The following is a 16,223-nucleotide window of genomic DNA, read 5'->3' on the forward strand; positions in this document are numbered from 1 at the left end:
CTTCTCTATCAGGCAGGGAGACTGGAAACTTTGCCTTTCCGCAGGAAGTGGTGGATGGAGTGCTCCAAAGGAAAATGAGGCAAAAAAGCAAGGCTTGCCCCCCATTCAATTATTTAATTTGAAGCAGGATAAAAGTGAGAAAAAAAATCTTCAGGCAAAGAACAAAGCAAAGGTAAAAGAGCTAATTGAGCTACTCGACAAGGAAGTCAAAAATGGAAGAAGTTCTTCGGGAAAAAAAGTACCTAATGACCGAGAGGTATCCTACCTTCCTAAAGGATTCACCATATCAAAATCAAACTAATTCAATTACAAAATAGTCATGAAACTTTATTCAATCATATCCCTTACCCTTACCGTCACAGCCTCTCTTTTTTCCGAAAGCTGGAAAATTAAGAGCCAAACAGAATGGAAAAAGAATATTCAATCGAGTAAAGGAATCGTCATTAAAGACAATCTAGTCTCCCCCAAGGAAAAAGCCGGTCACTTCAAAACAAAGCTAAAGAAATTCAAAAGTAAAAAATCACTTCAATCTCTTACCATTCACCAGTCCCCTGTTTGGCAAAACTGGGAAGAAGTTCCTGGCGTTGGCCCGTCCAATCTTAAGGATGCACCCGTCTTCCTTGCAAAAGGACCCAAGGATTACTGGATATTTGGCCGTTATGACTCGCCAAGACCATCCAAAGGTAAACAATCCGGTAAATTTGAAGCAAAGAATGCCAAGCTCCAGGGATTCGATGTTCCCCTTAAAACAACTCCAGATGAAAACCAGTTCAATGCACCTGGCGGTTTAGAGAAAGGATTGGGAGGCTATCATGCCTGGCAAAGTAAGGATATGAAAAACTGGGTACATCACGGCCCGGTTACACCAGGCTTTGCAAGGTGGACGACAACGGCCGAACAGGTCGGAGGCAAAACCTACATCTACTACGACTTCCCCAACGATCAGGATCCCCATCTTTTTATTGATGATGACCTGACCGATGGAAAACCGGGCAAAAACATGGGACTCGCCTTTGCCGACCCATCTGACGGTTCAGACTGTGCAGTCATTCGGGACCTTGATGGAAAATTTCATATCATTTATGAAGACTGGAGCCCGATTCATGCAGGAAAGCATTCATGGGATTCCCCTCTGGCTGGTCATTCTATAAGCCCAAATGGCATGCACCCATTCCAAATTTTAGATCCGGCTATTGATCACCGGACCAAGCCGACGGGAAAGATGGCCAAATATAATCACCCACATTGGACGAAAGAAGACCCAAAAAGATTTCCCACCAGTGTGGCCGAATATGAAATCCATCAACCCGAGCAGGATGCCTATGGCGACTGGGCTGCTATAAGTATCGGTGGACAGTATTACTTATTTTGTGATTTTCATCCCGCTAACGACAAAATTAGAATCGCTTGGTTTACTTCATCGGATATTAATAAATCCTTTGAATTCTGCGGTGAAATCGGGCGGGGACACCCCGACCCGGATATTGGTTTTGCAGAGGGGAAATTCTACCTCATCACACAGACTGCAAAGGATTATGTAAGCAACGGTCCATGGGTTGAAAAAGTGGAATCTCGGGTCGGAGTGGATACCACCAATAACGGTAAGATCGACAAATGGAGTGAATGGTCAGAGATGAAAGAAAGTTATGACTACATCAAGGGCTTTTCAAAACAAATCAAGAAAACCCCGGCCAGACTAAACCTTGCGGGTCTACCGCATGGATACGGGTTCCAGGTCGAAGTCAAGATCAGTGATGTGACCTCCAATGCTTCCAAGCCTTTGATTGAAAGTTTGGAACTGTCTTTTAAGGACTAGTTTCACACCAAATGAAATCATCTGCAAAATTTATGAAACTGCTAAAATTTTCCCTTCTTTCATTGTTGTTCATTTGGGCAACGGGGCTTCTTTCTGCCAATGAGACTATTTTTAATGGTAAAGACCTGACCGGATGGAGTGCGGAGGATATGTCGTACTGGTCGGTGCAGAATAGTGCCATTGTGGGAACCAAGGGAGACCAAAAAATTCCAGGAAATCAATTTCTTTGGTACGACAAGAAAGTAAGTGATTTCAAACTCACTCTTCAAGTTAAACAGGTTCCCTTTGCCGCCAACGCCGGTATTCAATTTCGTTCCAGACGTGAGTCTAATGGTCATGCCATTGGCTATCAGGCAGACATTGGAAAAGGTTGGTGGGGTGCCCTCTACCATGAGCACGGAAGGAAAATTCTGGCAAAGAATAAAGACACTGCCGGGAAACACCTAAATCCCGAAAAATGGAATAAGTATGAAATTCTCGCAGTGGGTCATCGGATCTGGCTGGCGATCAACGATCAAATCACCGTGGCACTTCGCGATCCAATTGGAGAGCTCGAGGGTCAAATCTCTTTACAGGTTCATGGAGGTATGCCCCAAAAGGTTATTTATCAAGGCCTCACTCTGGAAAGAAACCCCCAAGTCAAAATGGTTGGAATGAATGAGACCGAATTGAACAAACTTCTAATTCTCGCCCCTAAAGGCTTTGTCAAAAAAGATAATACCAAACGAGACTAGTTCGTTAAATTTTAAAATTTTGCGGAGTAGTCTTCTTGTAACATGAGTTTTCGCAAATCCAATATTTTCCCCTTATTGCTAGGTTCAATTTGCTCCCTGTATGCCAATAACAAACCAAATGTAGTTTTTATTTTTGCAGATGACCTCGGGTACGGTGAAATTGAAGTGCTTGATCCAAAATACGCGAAAATCCCAACTCCCCATCTTAATCGATTGGCAAATGAAGGACAGACCTATACCGACGCACACACCAGTTCTTCTGTTTGCACACCGTCGCGGTACAGCCTCTTAACCGGTAGATACAATTGGCGCACCCGATTACAAACTTTTGTTTTGGGCGAAGGAGACGCCCCACTTATTTCCCCAGAACGCAAAACCCTGGGTCACCTTTTTAGGGAACAAGATTATCACACTGCAATTTTTGGCAAATGGCACTTAGGGCTTACTTATCAAGTGCCAAATAATGGAAATACGAAACGAAAAAAACTCCTGGATGGTTTTCTTTTATCAAAAGCTCCTGTAGGAGCAAAGGTGATGGGGGGTCCGATTTCACGGGGGTTTGATTCTTATTATGGATTTAACCATGCACGAAGTATGAGCAGTGTAATTGAGAATGATCGCATTATTGAGGAAATAAATCCTGTAGAAATGCTTCCTAATCTTACTAGTGCGATTTCCGAATATATTGATCAAAAAGCGGAGGATTCTAAAAATGGTAAACCATTCTTTATCTATTTTCCGCAAAACTCCCCCCATTCCCCTCTTGTTCCCAGTAAAACATTTAAAGGATCCACAAAACTAGGTGATTATGCAGATTATGTGACTCAGACCGATGCTTCCGTCGGCGTGGTGTTAGATGCACTTACAAGAAACCGCATACGGGAGAATACTCTGGTAATCTTTAGTTCAGACAATGGATCTTTTCATCTGTCCAGCCAAACTCAAAAACGAGCACCAACTCATCGTCCAAGCGGACCGTATCGGGGGAAAAAAGGAAACCTTTGGGAAGGCGGACACCGTGTACCTTTTATCTTAAGTTGGCCGGGAGTAGTCAAAGCGGGTTCAAAATGCGATCAATTGATCTGTCTAACCGATATGATGAGGACTTTTAGCGATTTCTTCTCTGTAGATCTACCTGATAATGTAGCTGAGGATAGTATTAGTTTCTTACCTTCAATCTATGATCATACTATATCCAAGGTTCGAAAAAATATCATTCATCATGATATTAAAGGGTACTTCTCGATTCGGGATGGAAACTGGAAACTGTTGCTCAAAAAATTGGGCAACTCCAGTGTTCAACTATACAATCTGGACAAAGACATAGGTGAAAGGACCAACATGGCTGGAAAAAGACCAGATGTCTTAAAAAAACTTACTCAATTATTGAAATCTCAAGTAGAACAAGGAAGGTCTACTCCCGGGTTAACTCAAAAAAATGATGTCCCTGTCAACATTTGGAAAGACAGGAAATAAATTCGAATATAATTAAAATGAAACCAAGAATTATCTTATTTGCCCTTTTTGCATCATCTATATTTTCATACGCTCAAGCAAAGGAGAGATTCGTAAAGAATCAAAATATTTCAAGTGGATCGGCCGAGATTTTATTGGGAACGGTTAAAGGACAAGAACAAGTTGTACAAATGTCGGGCACCCGCAAGATTGCCGGTATCTACCCTCACCTAACGACCTACTCGCAAAGCCGTAAAGATGGAAAGTTTTTTAAAGATGGACATCAGGAATGCGGGATTGGGGGAATCATTCCTTGGGCCGATAACTTATGGATGATCACCTATGCTCCCCATAAGCCAAGAGGGTCCGATCATAAGCTCTATTCTATAGACAAGAATATGACCATGACCATCCATGCTGAAAGTGTGGGAGGAACCCCTGCAGCCCGTATGATTCACGAGGAATCCAAGCAATTGTTTATTGGACATTATGTGATCGATGCCAGGGGAAAAGTCCGTGCGATTAGCCCATCCAAAATGCCTGCCCGGGTCACTGCATTCATGCGGCACCTCAAGGATCCGGAGAACTATGTATACCTCTACGATATGGAAAATATGTTCTATGAGGTAAATGTAAATACCTTGGAATTTAAAAAACTCTTTCATGACCCCATTCCCGGATATCATGGTAAGGGTGGCTTTACCTCCCAGGGAAAAGTTGTGGTCAGCAATAACGGGGAAGCGATGAGTGGCCATTTAGATAAACCTGAACTCTGGCAGGTATCCAAGGAGTACACCCAAAAAAGCTCTGAAGACCGCGGGTGTCTTGCCACTTATGATGGTAAAAAATGGGAAGTGATTGAACGCAGACAATACACCGAAGTAATTGGCCCACAAGGCGTGCATCCGACGTCAAAAGGCAAGAACGATCCAGTCTGGGCCATCGGTTGGGATAAAAGATCTCTTCGTTTACAGGTGATGGAAAATGAAAAATTCACCACATTCCTCCTGCCCAAGGGATGCCTGAATAATGATGCTGCACACGGTTGGTTTACCGAATGGCCGAGAATTCGGGATATCGGCCAAAAGGATTTGCTGATGGATATGCATGGCATGTTTTTTAACTTCCCGAAAGATTTCAGCTCCCAAAATTGTCGTGGCTTGGAACCCATAGGCTCCCATATTCGCTACATACCCGACTTTTGTTTTTGGAATGGGAAAGTGGTTCTGGCCACCGATGAGGCAAGTATTCAGGGAAACCCTCTAGTCGGGCAACCTCAATCCAATTTGTGGTTCGGTGATTTTGAGGATTTGAAAAGTTGGGGACCACGGAACGCAGCAGGGTCGATCTACATGAATGATCGGGTCGAGGGTGATGTTCCTTCCGATCCATTCCTGATTAACGGTTTTCCTCAAAGAATCGTTCACTTGGTTTCGGACCGTCCTGTCACTTTCTCTCTGGAGGTGGACCGGAAAGGAAACGGGCAGTTTGAAAAATATAAAAAAATTAAGACTGGTGGTTATACATCTCATATATTCCCCAAAGATTTTAAAGGTCAATGGATTCGGGTTGTTACCGACAAAACCTGCAATGCATCTGTATCCTTTCAGTTCTCAGATGATAGCTATCGCAGTTCGGCTCAAGAAGATAAACTATTTCAATCAATAGCGGATTATGATGAAGCCAATCCTCGCTCTGCCCTACTCTTCCCAAATGCTCATAACCGCCACCTTTCCGTCCTCAGTTCAGATGGAAATGCTTACGATTTTGATCATGTAACTTTCAAATTCGATCGTTTAAACAAAGAACCTATTGCAAGCAAATGCATCAGTCCTGAAGCCTCTAAGAGATGGGGTCCCAAGGAACTTGAGAAAACCCTACGGGAATTCCTTACTCCAAAAATGGAATACTCAGTTGATGAGGCATCGGTCATTTTAATCAGTAAAGAAAATCGCTCCATTGTGGGACAAAAGGGAAACCGTACCGTTCTTCGCCTACCCAAAGGTCCTTCGGTTTACGACAATTCTCTGTCCTTTGGTCATCCGAGAATGCACAGAGAGGTTGAATCGGAACGAATGCTCGCTAACATACATGGAACCTTCTACGAAGTTCCTTTTTGGATTGTGGGACAGGCTCCTCTTTACACTAAAATGCGACCGGTCAGCACTCACAATAAACAAATCTCTGATTTCACCACCTGGAATGGATTGCTAGTACTGGCAGGACTCAAGTCCAATACTTCCCCATCCTCCCGTATATTTAATTCCCCAGACGGAAAAACATCGCTCTGGCTAGGTGGAATCGATGAACTATGGGATTTTGGTAAACCAGTGGGAGTTGGCGGTCCCTGGAAAAATACAAAGGTTAAAGCGAATGAACCATCGGATCCTTACCTGATGACCGGATATGATCAAAAAACTTTGATTCTAGAATCAGATAAGGATTGTACGATCACAGCCGAAATTGACATCGATCATTGGACAGGATTTCACCCCTACAAAACTTTTTCCCTAAAAGCGGGAAAGAAGAAAACCTTTCAATTCCCCGATGAATTCGCCGCCCATTGGATTCGTTTCAAAACGGATAAGGAAATTAAAGCAACCGCTCAACTCATTTACGAATGAATAATAAGATAGCCCTCCTCTTTTTCACATTTTTTGCACTGTCAGCATCCGCAAAGCAAAATGTTGTATTCATCTTAGCTGACGATATGAGCCGGGACACCTGGGGTGCATACGGCGGAAAAGACTGTAAGACTCCAAACATCGATCAATTAGCCAGGGATGGAACACGATTTGATCGTGCCTATTGCACGGTAGCCATGTGTGCCCCCTTCAGGCAGGAACTTTACAGTGGAAGATCCCCCTGGCGAACCGGTACTCTACCCAATCACTCAAAATCAGTTTCCGGAACCAAAAGTATAGTTCATTACCTGAACCCCCTCGGTTACCGGGTTGCCCTGCTCGGCAAATCCCACGTGGGCCCAAATGAATGCTATCCATTTGAGCGCCTTGGAGAGGTAAGTAAAAAAGTGGATGCCAATCCTGAAATCATGGATAAGGCAAAGGGATTTCTGGATGACTGTGAAAAAAAAGAAGATCCATTTTGTTTATTTATTGGATCTCATGATTCTCACGCTCCATTCACCACAGGTGCCCCCTCAGCATATGACGCCAAAAAAATTACGGTTCCACCCTATTGGATTGATACGCCAGAACTGAGGGAGGTTATGATTCAATACTACGCAGAGATCACCAATTTTGACCGCTTAGTTGGAATGATGCGCAAGGAACTGGAAAAAAGAAATCTATGGAAAAATACCATTTTCATGGTATGTAGCGAACAGGGAACCCAGCTCCCCTTTGCGAAATGGACTTGCTATGATAACGGCTTACACACGGGATTGGTCGCCCACTGGCCCACTCTTTCCATACCCGGCTCAGTCGTAGAAGAATTAGTAACCACTGCGGACATTACCCCAACCTTGGTCGAAAGTCTGGGAGGCAAACTTGAAAAAGGTGATGTTGATGGAAAAAACTTCCTTCACTTATTAAAAGGTGTGGAGGAACCGATACATCAATATGTCTACGGGGCCTTTACGAATTGTCGAATCATTGACAATCGGGAACGCATCTATCCGATCCGGGCCATTCGCGATAAAAGATACTCCCTGATTTATAATCCAAATCATAAATCCATAACATCAAATGTTACGCTCACACAGGACCTAAACATGATTGAGGATACCCAAACAAAACCCAAAGATCTCAATCCGACTGGTTCCTGGGTGGCAAAACCAGATAAAAACAAAATGGAACAAGCACTCGTCCATAAATTGCATAACCGGGACGAGTTTGAATTGTACGATTTACAAAAAGATCCATTTGAGATGAAAAATTTAGCGGGTAGTCCAAATCACAAGAAAGTTCAGGGAAGACTCAAATCTGCCTTAATGGCTAAACTAAAGGAATTAGCAGACAGCAATCCCATCAATACTGAAAAGGGATTTGTATCGGTTGCTAGCAAAAAAGGTAAGAAAAACTAGTACGACTTGATCCAGTCGACCTGTAGTGTGAACGGTCCATCCTGCTTATCGTAGATCATAAATTCGATACTACGGATCTTAGACTTGATCAGTGGATGTTCATCTTTTGACAGCGGCCTCCCCCGCCAGCTTACATCCATTTCATCAAAAGGAATCCTTACCTCCTGCCAACCATTTCCGGTTGTAAAATTTGAGCGGTAAGAAACAGACTTCCCTTCCATACGAACGCCCAATTTATAGGTTCTACCATCTCCCTTGTACCGAATATGTAGACCCTCCTTATCACCCAAACTGAAATCTGATGGATTTGTACGGATAGAAGAGAACCCACCACCATTCGTATTGGTAGTTCCCGAGAAAATTAACCTCTTCTTCTTGAAAGAAAAGCCACCTTCGGAACGACCCCCCATTACATTATCATTCACAGTTATCCAATTCGTAGCGGGATTGTCTTCAGTGAAATCGTAAATTAGGTTTTCCATTTCTTTTTGTTTTTTCTTTTTATTGATAGCCAAAGAGTAAGGAACACACGCGAGACAAAAAAAGGTAATTAAAAGGTAACCGTGAGAGAAACTCGTTGATAAATAGTTCATTATATTAACTTACTCTCAATAAATATACAGTCAAGGTAAGCATTCGTACGACTCTTGTCATGAACGTAAATCAGCAAAACGAAAATCTTTAATTGATACTATGTATCTAAGCTAACTTATGCTACCAAAGGATCGAAACTGGGTATTTGCTCAGTTCTTCCTCATTTGTCAATAGGTACAAATCCTCGGCTAAAGCAGTTGCAGCCAGTATCCGATCAATCGCATCGTCATGGTGATAGGGAAGTTCCGCGAGTCGATAACAATACTCACGGGTCATTCCAATCGATTTGATATTCCAAATTTTAACCTGCTCCTTTACCCATCTCCTTGGAGTAACAGGCATTTCCAGACTACCATCATTATATTTAAGGGAAAGTTCCAGAACAGATGCATCACTTAAATAAAACTCATTCTTTTGATCTGAAAGAACCTCACTGGCCAGTCTACTTAATTTAGATGGCTCAGAAGTCAGCCAAATAAAAGGGAAAGTGTCGAGTAGTACCCGCATTAGAAATAAACAACAGTATCACCCACGCTGCCCGCGACTTCGCGTTTTTCAACAATCTTAATGGGTTTGGAGGTAACGGTTCCGACTTCGGGTCTTTGCTCGTTGGGCAGTTGAGAACATGGAACTAATCGAGCAATTGGCTTCTTCCCCCGAGCTAGCACAACCTGCTTTCCATCCTCTACCTGCAAAAGTAATTTAGACAGATTTGTTTTTGCAAAGTGGACGGTGTACATATAACTAAGCTAATTAATTTATTAGCTTAGTCAAATAATATTATGTTTATTTGCTTCAAATCTGACATTGCTGGAGGGTCAATGTATTAAAATCGAAATTTGAGACGATGTAGCCTTGCTTTTTTATCTGCCGAATGAGTAATTTTTAGATTCTTCGATTCAAAACTATAGAAAGATGAAAAAAATACCTTATTCTCAAACCCGCCGTAGTTTTCTGAGCAAATCTGCCACCGGTGCTACCGCAGCATCTATATTACCCAGGCATATTTTTGGTGCACCTCATGTTCCACCCTCTGAAAAATTCGGTACCGCCTTAATAGGTTGTGGCGGAAGGGGTCCAGGTACCTATTCTCAATTATGCAAGGGATTGGATGTTGAACTTGTGGGGGCATGCGATGTGGACACAAATAAAGCCAAAAGATTTTCGCTTGCCCGTAGCAAGGGTAAGGCAGAATCATACCAGGATTTTCGTCGCTTGCTCGAAAGAAAGGACCTCGATCTAGTTGCGATTGCGACCCCGCCTCATTGGCATGCAAGCATTTCAATTGCTGCGGCAGAAGCGGGAATGGATGTTCTTTGCGAAAAACCGATGACTCGTTTTGTTGCTGAAGGCAGAGCGGTTGTTAATGCTTTCAAACGTTATGGGCGAATCTATCAAATTGGTACTTTTGGTAGGTTTAACCGAAGCAAGGATAAAGCATCTATCCTCAAGCACAAAATCATGTCCAGCGGTCTAATGAAGGACTGCAATGCGGTAAGGATGAAAAAAGGTGGATTAAAAGTAAAGCAGTGGAGTGGGACACCCGGAATTGGACCACAAACCATACCCGACACATTGGATTGGGATCTTTACTGCGGTCCCTCGCCATGGAAGCCTTACGAAAGCAGACGGACAGGCGGTACACATCGTGGGTATTGGGACTACGAGGGCGGAGGGATGTGTGATATGGGACAACACCACTTCGACCCCGAACAATGGACCTATGCCAAGGATCATACTAGTCCCGTTGAAATAACTCCATTTGCCCCACCATCCCATCCGGAGGTCACGGGAATGTGGGCGTGGGTAGAACTTAAATATGCCGACGGATTTAAATTCGTTATGGAAAGCGGAGAATGGGGCCCATCTTACGAACGTCATCCAGTGCGGGATGTTTCTCTGGATGACCTGTCCAAGGATGATCAAGAGAAGATTAAATCAATGCCTGACCCCGAGCCTTTATTGTCATTCGGAGAAGCGGTCAAACAACGCAAACAAGCAGGTGGTCATCCCGAAGCGGCTCACAGGGCAGCCTGTATTCTCCACTTAGCTAATCTGGCCATCCGTCTGGGTAGAAAATTAAAGTACGACCCTGACAAAGAAGTCTTTATCAACGACAACGAGGCCAATCGTTTTCTTAATCCACCCATGAGTGCCCCTTGGCGAATCTAATACCCAATAAATACTTAAGATGAATACCAAGGAAATACTAAATGCCTTTCCCCAACCCGAAGGAAAAATTCTTCGTAATATCGACAAAGAAGCCTGCGAACAGGCAGTCGAACAAATTATCTCAGGAGGAAGGAAGATAACCCGGGCAATAATTGACCTCATTCTCGAACCAGGAAACGGCGACGATATCCGCCCAAGACACGCGATTCACGCCACCGCTATTCGAGTGGGAGGAACCGGTAAGGAGATAGAGAGAAATTCTTTTGCCTCAGCACTCGCAAGTACTCTGACCGACGACCGCCCTAAAGCTGTTAAAGGTTTTGTTATTCGCCAACTACAGGTTTGTGGAGGGGCCAAGCAGGCAGAGGCTATTGCTTATTTTTTAAACGATTCTGAGGAACATCTCTATGAATACTCAGCACAAGCCCTGGAAGCAATTGGGTCCCTAACCATAGACCATTTCCGTACGGCTTATCCTTTAGCAAAAGGTGCTCCACGTATCACAATTCTGCAAGGACTCGGTCTACTCCAAGACAAAAAATCTCGCCCATTCTTCCTTTCCGCAATGCAAGATACCGACCTGGAAATTCGACTTGCAGGAATCTGGGGTCTAATGCGAATTTCCTCTGCAAAGGACGCCGAATTAATGCTTTCCCAATCGCTTAAAGAAAAAGGCTGGGGCCGTATTAAAGCGACAGCATATTGTTTTGAACTGGCTGAAAAACTTGCAAAGAATGGTCAAAGCAAAGAAGCCAAAGCCATTTACATTAAAATAAAAAAATCGCATTCTGAAAAACAAGATGCTTACCTTCGTGAAACAGCCGACCGTGGGTTGGCACAATTAAAGTAAACCTGAATATCTAGTTATGCGAATAATCTTTCTCCTCTTGCTCCCAGTAGCCTTAATCCAGGCTAAACCCACTTATTGGAATCAATTTCGCGGTCCAAATGGAGACGGCGACGCTCAAAACTCTCAACTGCCAGTCCAGTTCTCTGAAACCGAAAATCTGACATGGAAAACGCCTATTTCGGGCAAAGCATGGTCCTCCCCTGTTGTCAAAGATGGAAAAGTCTGGATTACAAACGCTGAGGAGGACGGATATAAAATGTGGGCTATTCAATTGGACTGGAAGACCGGTAAGCAGATCAAAAAAGTATTAGTCTTTGAGAACAAAGAACCCCAATTCTGTCATCCTATGAATAGCTATGCGACACCCACTCCTGTAATAGAGGGTGAGTTGGTATTTGTTCATTTCGGAACACATGGAACTGCAGCACTGGATCTAAAAAGTGGAATAAAAATTTGGGAACGCAGAGATTTTAAATGTGATCATTTTCGCGGTGCTGCAGCATCTCCAATAACCCACAAAGAAAATGTGATCATACATTTTGACGGGCACGACTTACAATACATCGTCTGCTTGGATCAAAAAACAGGTAAGACGGTTTGGAAAAAAGATCGGGCTTATGACTTTAAAACCAATAATGGTGACCGAAAAAAAGCGTACTGTACGCCCAGTGTTATCACCCATAACGGAAAAGAAGAATTAATAAGCCCCGGTGCAGTGGCCACCGAATCAAGAAATCCAAAAAATGGAGATCTATACTGGACGGTAAGAACCGGTGGAATGAATTCCTCTTCGCGTCCCATCTATCGACATGGCATGGTGTATGTGTTCTGTGGAATGGGCTCGATGTCGGCCATAAGACCTGGAGGTTCAGGAGATGTGGACAAAACCCACTTGGTTTGGAATCGTCGCAAAGTAGTACCCAAAAAATCATCCCCTCTTTTACTGGGAGAATATTTATTTATGGTTTCGGACGAAGGGGTGGCATCCTGTAATAATCCGAAGACTGGGGAGGTGTATTGGGCCGAACGACTGGGCGTGAAAGGTCAATGTGCCTCTTCCCCTATCCATGCAAATGGAAAGATCTATTCTTTTTCAAGCGATGGAGACTGTGTTGTTTTTAAACCTGACCCATCGGGTCTAAAAGTGTTGAGTCGCAATAAATTAGATGAGGGTTGTATGGCATCTCCTGCTGTTGTGGGTAATTCCCTGCTTGTGAGAACCAAGAAAAACTTATATCGCTTTGATCATCCCGATTATAAATAAATTTTAAATTAATGAAATCAAAGATCCTCCTAACCACATTACTTTTTAACGCTTTGTCCTTGTTCGCTAAGGACGCATGGAAATCTCAGCCCAATTGGTTAGAGCTTCCCGACAATCGTGATAAAGTCGGAAATATGCATGGTGATATTGCGGTAAGCTCAAATGGTGACATCTATGTAAGTGTGGGCGACCCCAAGGCCGGCTTGCAAGTTTATGGAGATAACGGAAAGTGGAAACGTAATGTTCCCAATGCTCCGAGTGATCTGCATGGCTTCGTTATTAAAAAAGAAGGAAAAGAGGAATTTATTTATGCGGTTCGGGTGGGTGGAGGTGAACTCCTTAAATTGACTCTCGACGGTAAAACTGCTTTGAAAATCCCAGCCTCTTCCATTCCCGATGAATTCAAAAGAAAAGGCAAAGACGGAAAACCTTTCGTCCGGTTGACTGGTGCAGATGTATCCGCAAATGGAGATATCTTTTTGACCGATGGCTATTCTTCCGATCATATTCACCGATTTGATAAAAAGGGTAAGTATTTAAACTCGTTTGGTGGAAAGAATGCACCCTATGGATTTCGCACCCTCCACAAACTGGTCATAGATTCACGTTTCAACCCAGCACGGATTATTGGGATGGATCGGGCTAACAACCGAGTGGTCCATTTGGGACTCGATGGCAAGTTCATTGGAGTGGTGGAAGAAGGCCTTTTACTTCCAGCCTGCGTTCATATTCATGGTGACTGGGCGGTTATTGGAGAACTGCGCGGACGGGTGACTATCCTTGATAAAAAAGGCAATATCTATGCCCAAGTTGGGGGAAACAGCAAAAAAGACGAAATAGGAACCAACAGAACTCCGCCGACAAAATGGCGCGAAGGCATTGTCACTGCGCCCCATGGTATAACCTGTAATGCCAAGGGTGATATCTTTGTTGCGGAATGGAACATTACCGGAAGGGTTCACAGGTTTAACCTTGCTGTAAACTAGGTTACCATGAAAAAAAATACCCGATTAGCCATAAGTACTTTATCTGTATTATGTCTTCTCTCTTCTTCGCTTTTAGGAAAAAAGGATATATCTAAAGAATCATCCGATCTTTTAGGCAAACACGGACTCAAGGGATGGAAGGTCCCTAAAGGCAATGAGGCTTCAAAATGGTATCAGGTAACCAATGATATCCTTGAAGTAAGAAGTGGAAGCAAAAAGAAGGGCTCGGTGCTCTGGACTAAAAAGGAATATCAAGACTTTGAGGTTAGTTTGGGATTTCGTTTTATTGAGGGAACCATTGATTCAGGAATCCATTTAAGAAATTCAGATCAGATCCAGATTGGAATTTCCGGGTCACTCAAGAGAGATATGACCTGCTCTCCATACATTCCGGGTAAAGGTTATCCAGTAGAGGCCAAGAATATTAAAAAACTCCTCAAACCAAAAGATTGGAATCAAATGCGCATACGAGCAGTTGGTCAAAATTACACCGTATGGTTACAGGAAGAGGAGGTAATGAAGTATAAATCATCCTCGGCAAAAGAAAAAGGACCTATAGGTATCCAACTGCACGGAAGTCGAAACATGAAAATTGATTTCCAGGATATTTCGGTTAAGGAACTATAGCACGATGGAAGATTCTGGCTCAAAGCGTGAAGGGAAATTCTTGTTTCTTGTCATTGCTAAATAGTACAACTGAAAGTTCCCCGTGTGCGATGGGATATTAAATCGCTACGCAATGACATGATTCAGGCTTGCCCTTTTTAAAGTTCAGCCAAATTCTTTTTTCATGCCAAGCAAATCTCCGGTCATTCGATTACTTTCAGATCTTGTCTCTATACCGAGTATAAACCCATCCCTTGGCCCCTCGAACTCGAACTTAACCGGAGAGGAAGGGGTTGCTACCCTTCTTGCCGATCAAGCGGGCAAATTAGGAATAGAAATCCAAAGACAGGCAGTTTTACCGGGTCGGAAAAATATTCTTCTTCGCTTAAAGCCCAAGGGTAAAATCAAATCGCGGATTATGTTAGCTCCGCACATGGATGTGGTACCGGCTGAAGAAAATGCATTTAAACCAAAAATTAAAAATGGTAAATTACATGGCCGAGGAGCATGCGATACGAAAGGTTCAATGGCTGCCTTCTTTCAGGCGTTTTGTGATCTGGCGAAAAACGGCCCCTTACCGCTGAGCACAGAAGTTATCTTCGTGGGATTAGTCGATGAGGAATTCGGGCAGGCAGGTTCTCGAAAACTAGCTAAGTCTGGCCCTCAAGCCGACCTCGCGATTGCGGGCGAACCCACTGAGCTTAAAGTAGTCACTGCCCACAAGGGTAACTCGTGGCTACAACTTAAAACCACAGGCGTTGCTGCACATGGTGCCACTCCAGAGAATGGTAAAAATGCAATCGAAGCCATGACTCCCATTCTAAAAACCCTATTTCATGATTACCCCAAAATATTAGGCAAGCGAACCCACCCGTTACTCGGTTCTCCGACGCTGAATATAGGAAAAATTTCGGGGGGCAACCAACCCAATATTGTCGCCGACCAATGCACCATTGATTTGGATAGACGAACGATTCCCGGAGAGAATGAGGATTCAATCAAAAAAGAACTCATGGCTCTATTCCGGCAACAAAAACTACCCATCCCCCATTTCTCGAGCACTCGTTCTGTACCATGCCTACCCTTGGATACAGATCCAAATCTTCCCTTCGTTCAAACTCTACTACGGGCATCCAAAAAAAGAAAAACTCATGGGGTATCCTACTTTACAGATGCCTCTCCAATCGCAATGGGTGGAACTCCGGCAGTTGTTTTTGGTCCAGGTAATATTGCACAAGCACACGCAAGAGATGAATTTATAGATATTTTACAATTGGAAAAAGCCTACAAAATAATCGGTGTATTTTTAAAAAATATGCCCTAATTTTTTTCTATACCTAGAGTTCTCGAATTTGAAAACTTCTTAAAACTTCGAAAAATGTTTTGATTCCAGATCAATTTATCATTCAAATTCATCACTATGATAAAATCATTTTTTCTATTCTCTATTTTCCTGCTTATAAATTTACCTTCTTACGGAGAGGAATCGAACCATTGGGATATTCTTTTCGACGGTAAAAACTTAAATAATTTCCGTGGCTACAATAAAGATAAACCTGGAAACGCATGGACCGTTGAAGACAAGGTCATCAAATTAAAAAAAGAAAAAGGCAAAATCGGTGGAGATTTAATGACCCAAGAAAAATATCAATTCTTCGAACTTCAACTTGAATGGTGCCTCCCTAAACCGGGAAATAGTGG

The 16,223-nt window shown here is 43.2% G+C and carries 15 protein-coding genes and 1 pseudogene; 13 read left to right on the plus strand and 3 right to left on the minus strand.

Annotated features, from left to right (window positions below):
* From ACKPQ5_RS10775 to ACKPQ5_RS10800, 6 genes and pseudogenes are all read left to right on the plus strand, one after another.
* Positions 1 to 301: pseudogene (locus tag ACKPQ5_RS10775) on the plus strand (arylsulfatase); the annotation flags it as partial.
* Positions 302 to 319: 18 nt separating this feature from the next.
* The gene (locus ACKPQ5_RS10780; protein WP_407679115.1) at positions 320 to 1,816 is read left to right on the plus strand and encodes a hypothetical protein; all 1,497 of its coding nucleotides are present in this window, start codon (positions 320 to 322) and stop codon (positions 1,814 to 1,816) included.
* 32 nt (positions 1,817 to 1,848) lie between these two features.
* On the plus strand, positions 1,849 to 2,550 hold the full coding sequence (locus ACKPQ5_RS10785) for a 3-keto-disaccharide hydrolase (protein ID WP_407679116.1): 702 nt from the start codon (positions 1,849 to 1,851) through the stop codon (positions 2,548 to 2,550).
* Between the two features lie 42 nt (positions 2,551 to 2,592).
* Positions 2,593 to 4,026, plus strand: coding sequence for a sulfatase family protein (locus ACKPQ5_RS10790; protein ID WP_407679117.1), 1,434 nt, complete (start codon positions 2,593 to 2,595; stop codon positions 4,024 to 4,026).
* Between the two features lie 17 nt (positions 4,027 to 4,043).
* Entirely contained in the window at positions 4,044 to 6,629 is a 2,586-nt protein-coding gene (locus ACKPQ5_RS10795) for a hypothetical protein (RefSeq protein WP_407679118.1), read from the plus strand.
* Positions 6,626 to 8,050 carry a sulfatase family protein gene (locus ACKPQ5_RS10800; protein WP_407679119.1) on the plus strand — a complete coding sequence of 475 codons (1,425 nt, stop codon included), beginning with the start codon at positions 6,626 to 6,628 and terminating at the stop codon, positions 8,048 to 8,050. The genes ACKPQ5_RS10795 and ACKPQ5_RS10800 overlap by 4 nt, the downstream gene beginning before the upstream one ends.
* Here ACKPQ5_RS10800 and ACKPQ5_RS10805 read toward each other — a convergent pair.
* From ACKPQ5_RS10805 to ACKPQ5_RS10815, 3 genes are all read right to left on the minus strand, one after another.
* Complete coding sequence (locus tag ACKPQ5_RS10805; protein ID WP_407679120.1) at positions 8,047 to 8,532, minus strand: CIA30 family protein; 486 nt, start codon at positions 8,530 to 8,532, stop codon at positions 8,047 to 8,049. The two genes, ACKPQ5_RS10800 and ACKPQ5_RS10805, sit on opposite strands and share 4 nt — an antisense overlap.
* A gap of 232 nt (positions 8,533 to 8,764) precedes the next feature.
* Positions 8,765 to 9,151 carry a type II toxin-antitoxin system VapC family toxin gene (locus ACKPQ5_RS10810; RefSeq protein ID WP_407679121.1) on the minus strand — a complete coding sequence of 129 codons (387 nt, stop codon included), beginning with the start codon at positions 9,149 to 9,151 and terminating at the stop codon, positions 8,765 to 8,767.
* A complete protein-coding gene (locus ACKPQ5_RS10815; RefSeq protein ID WP_407679122.1) occupies positions 9,151 to 9,384 on the minus strand; it encodes a type II toxin-antitoxin system Phd/YefM family antitoxin in 234 nt (77 codons plus the stop codon). The genes ACKPQ5_RS10810 and ACKPQ5_RS10815 overlap by 1 nt, the downstream gene beginning before the upstream one ends.
* Before the next feature lie 175 nt (positions 9,385 to 9,559).
* Between ACKPQ5_RS10815 and ACKPQ5_RS10820 the strand changes: the two genes are divergently transcribed.
* From ACKPQ5_RS10820 to ACKPQ5_RS10850, 7 genes are all read left to right on the plus strand, one after another.
* Entirely contained in the window at positions 9,560 to 10,816 is a 1,257-nt protein-coding gene (locus ACKPQ5_RS10820) for a Gfo/Idh/MocA family oxidoreductase (RefSeq protein ID WP_407679123.1), read from the plus strand.
* A gap of 19 nt (positions 10,817 to 10,835) precedes the next feature.
* The gene (locus ACKPQ5_RS10825; protein WP_407679124.1) at positions 10,836 to 11,666 is read left to right on the plus strand and encodes a HEAT repeat domain-containing protein; all 831 of its coding nucleotides are present in this window, start codon (positions 10,836 to 10,838) and stop codon (positions 11,664 to 11,666) included.
* A 16-nt stretch (positions 11,667 to 11,682) separates the two neighbouring features.
* Positions 11,683 to 12,930 carry an outer membrane protein assembly factor BamB family protein gene (locus tag ACKPQ5_RS10830; protein WP_407679125.1) on the plus strand — a complete coding sequence of 416 codons (1,248 nt, stop codon included), beginning with the start codon at positions 11,683 to 11,685 and terminating at the stop codon, positions 12,928 to 12,930.
* A gap of 11 nt (positions 12,931 to 12,941) precedes the next feature.
* On the plus strand, positions 12,942 to 13,916 hold the full coding sequence (locus ACKPQ5_RS10835; RefSeq protein WP_407679126.1) for an NHL repeat-containing protein: 975 nt from the start codon (positions 12,942 to 12,944) through the stop codon (positions 13,914 to 13,916).
* Positions 13,917 to 13,922: 6 nt separating this feature from the next.
* Positions 13,923 to 14,543, plus strand: a complete 621-nt coding sequence (locus tag ACKPQ5_RS10840; RefSeq protein ID WP_407679127.1) for a 3-keto-disaccharide hydrolase — start codon at positions 13,923 to 13,925, stop codon at positions 14,541 to 14,543.
* Positions 14,544 to 14,706: 163 nt separating this feature from the next.
* Positions 14,707 to 15,846, plus strand: a complete 1,140-nt coding sequence (locus tag ACKPQ5_RS10845) for a M20 family metallopeptidase (protein WP_407679128.1) — start codon at positions 14,707 to 14,709, stop codon at positions 15,844 to 15,846.
* A gap of 96 nt (positions 15,847 to 15,942) precedes the next feature.
* Positions 15,943 to 16,223, plus strand: a 281-nt coding sequence (locus tag ACKPQ5_RS10850) for a 3-keto-disaccharide hydrolase (protein WP_407679129.1), incomplete at its 3' end; no start/stop codon positions are given.

Origin of the sequence: Candidatus Seribacter sulfatis (assembly GCF_964187635.1) — a bacterium.
Classification (GTDB): domain Bacteria; phylum Verrucomicrobiota; class Verrucomicrobiia; order Opitutales; family Seribacteraceae; genus Seribacter; species Seribacter sulfatis.

What these genes read in the sequence shown, in the direction of transcription:
- ACKPQ5_RS10780 (WP_407679115.1), top strand. Translation starts at nt 320, where the DNA reads ATGAAACTTTATTCAATCATATCCCTTACCCTTACCGTCACAGCCTCT.
- ACKPQ5_RS10785 (WP_407679116.1), top strand. Translation starts at nt 1,849, where the DNA reads ATGAAACTGCTAAAATTTTCCCTTCTTTCATTGTTGTTCATTTGGGCA.
- ACKPQ5_RS10790 (WP_407679117.1), top strand. Translation starts at nt 2,593, where the DNA reads ATGAGTTTTCGCAAATCCAATATTTTCCCCTTATTGCTAGGTTCAATT.
- ACKPQ5_RS10795 (WP_407679118.1), top strand. Translation starts at nt 4,044, where the DNA reads ATGAAACCAAGAATTATCTTATTTGCCCTTTTTGCATCATCTATATTT.
- ACKPQ5_RS10800 (WP_407679119.1), top strand. Translation starts at nt 6,626, where the DNA reads ATGAATAATAAGATAGCCCTCCTCTTTTTCACATTTTTTGCACTGTCA.
- ACKPQ5_RS10805 (WP_407679120.1), bottom strand. Translation starts at nt 8,532, where the DNA reads ATGGAAAACCTAATTTACGATTTCACTGAAGACAATCCCGCTACGAAT.
- ACKPQ5_RS10810 (WP_407679121.1), bottom strand. Translation starts at nt 9,151, where the DNA reads ATGCGGGTACTACTCGACACTTTCCCTTTTATTTGGCTGACTTCTGAG.
- ACKPQ5_RS10815 (WP_407679122.1), bottom strand. Translation starts at nt 9,384, where the DNA reads ATGTACACCGTCCACTTTGCAAAAACAAATCTGTCTAAATTACTTTTG.
- ACKPQ5_RS10820 (WP_407679123.1), top strand. Translation starts at nt 9,560, where the DNA reads ATGAAAAAAATACCTTATTCTCAAACCCGCCGTAGTTTTCTGAGCAAA.
- ACKPQ5_RS10825 (WP_407679124.1), top strand. Translation starts at nt 10,836, where the DNA reads ATGAATACCAAGGAAATACTAAATGCCTTTCCCCAACCCGAAGGAAAA.
- ACKPQ5_RS10830 (WP_407679125.1), top strand. Translation starts at nt 11,683, where the DNA reads ATGCGAATAATCTTTCTCCTCTTGCTCCCAGTAGCCTTAATCCAGGCT.
- ACKPQ5_RS10835 (WP_407679126.1), top strand. Translation starts at nt 12,942, where the DNA reads ATGAAATCAAAGATCCTCCTAACCACATTACTTTTTAACGCTTTGTCC.
- ACKPQ5_RS10840 (WP_407679127.1), top strand. Translation starts at nt 13,923, where the DNA reads ATGAAAAAAAATACCCGATTAGCCATAAGTACTTTATCTGTATTATGT.
- ACKPQ5_RS10845 (WP_407679128.1), top strand. Translation starts at nt 14,707, where the DNA reads ATGCCAAGCAAATCTCCGGTCATTCGATTACTTTCAGATCTTGTCTCT.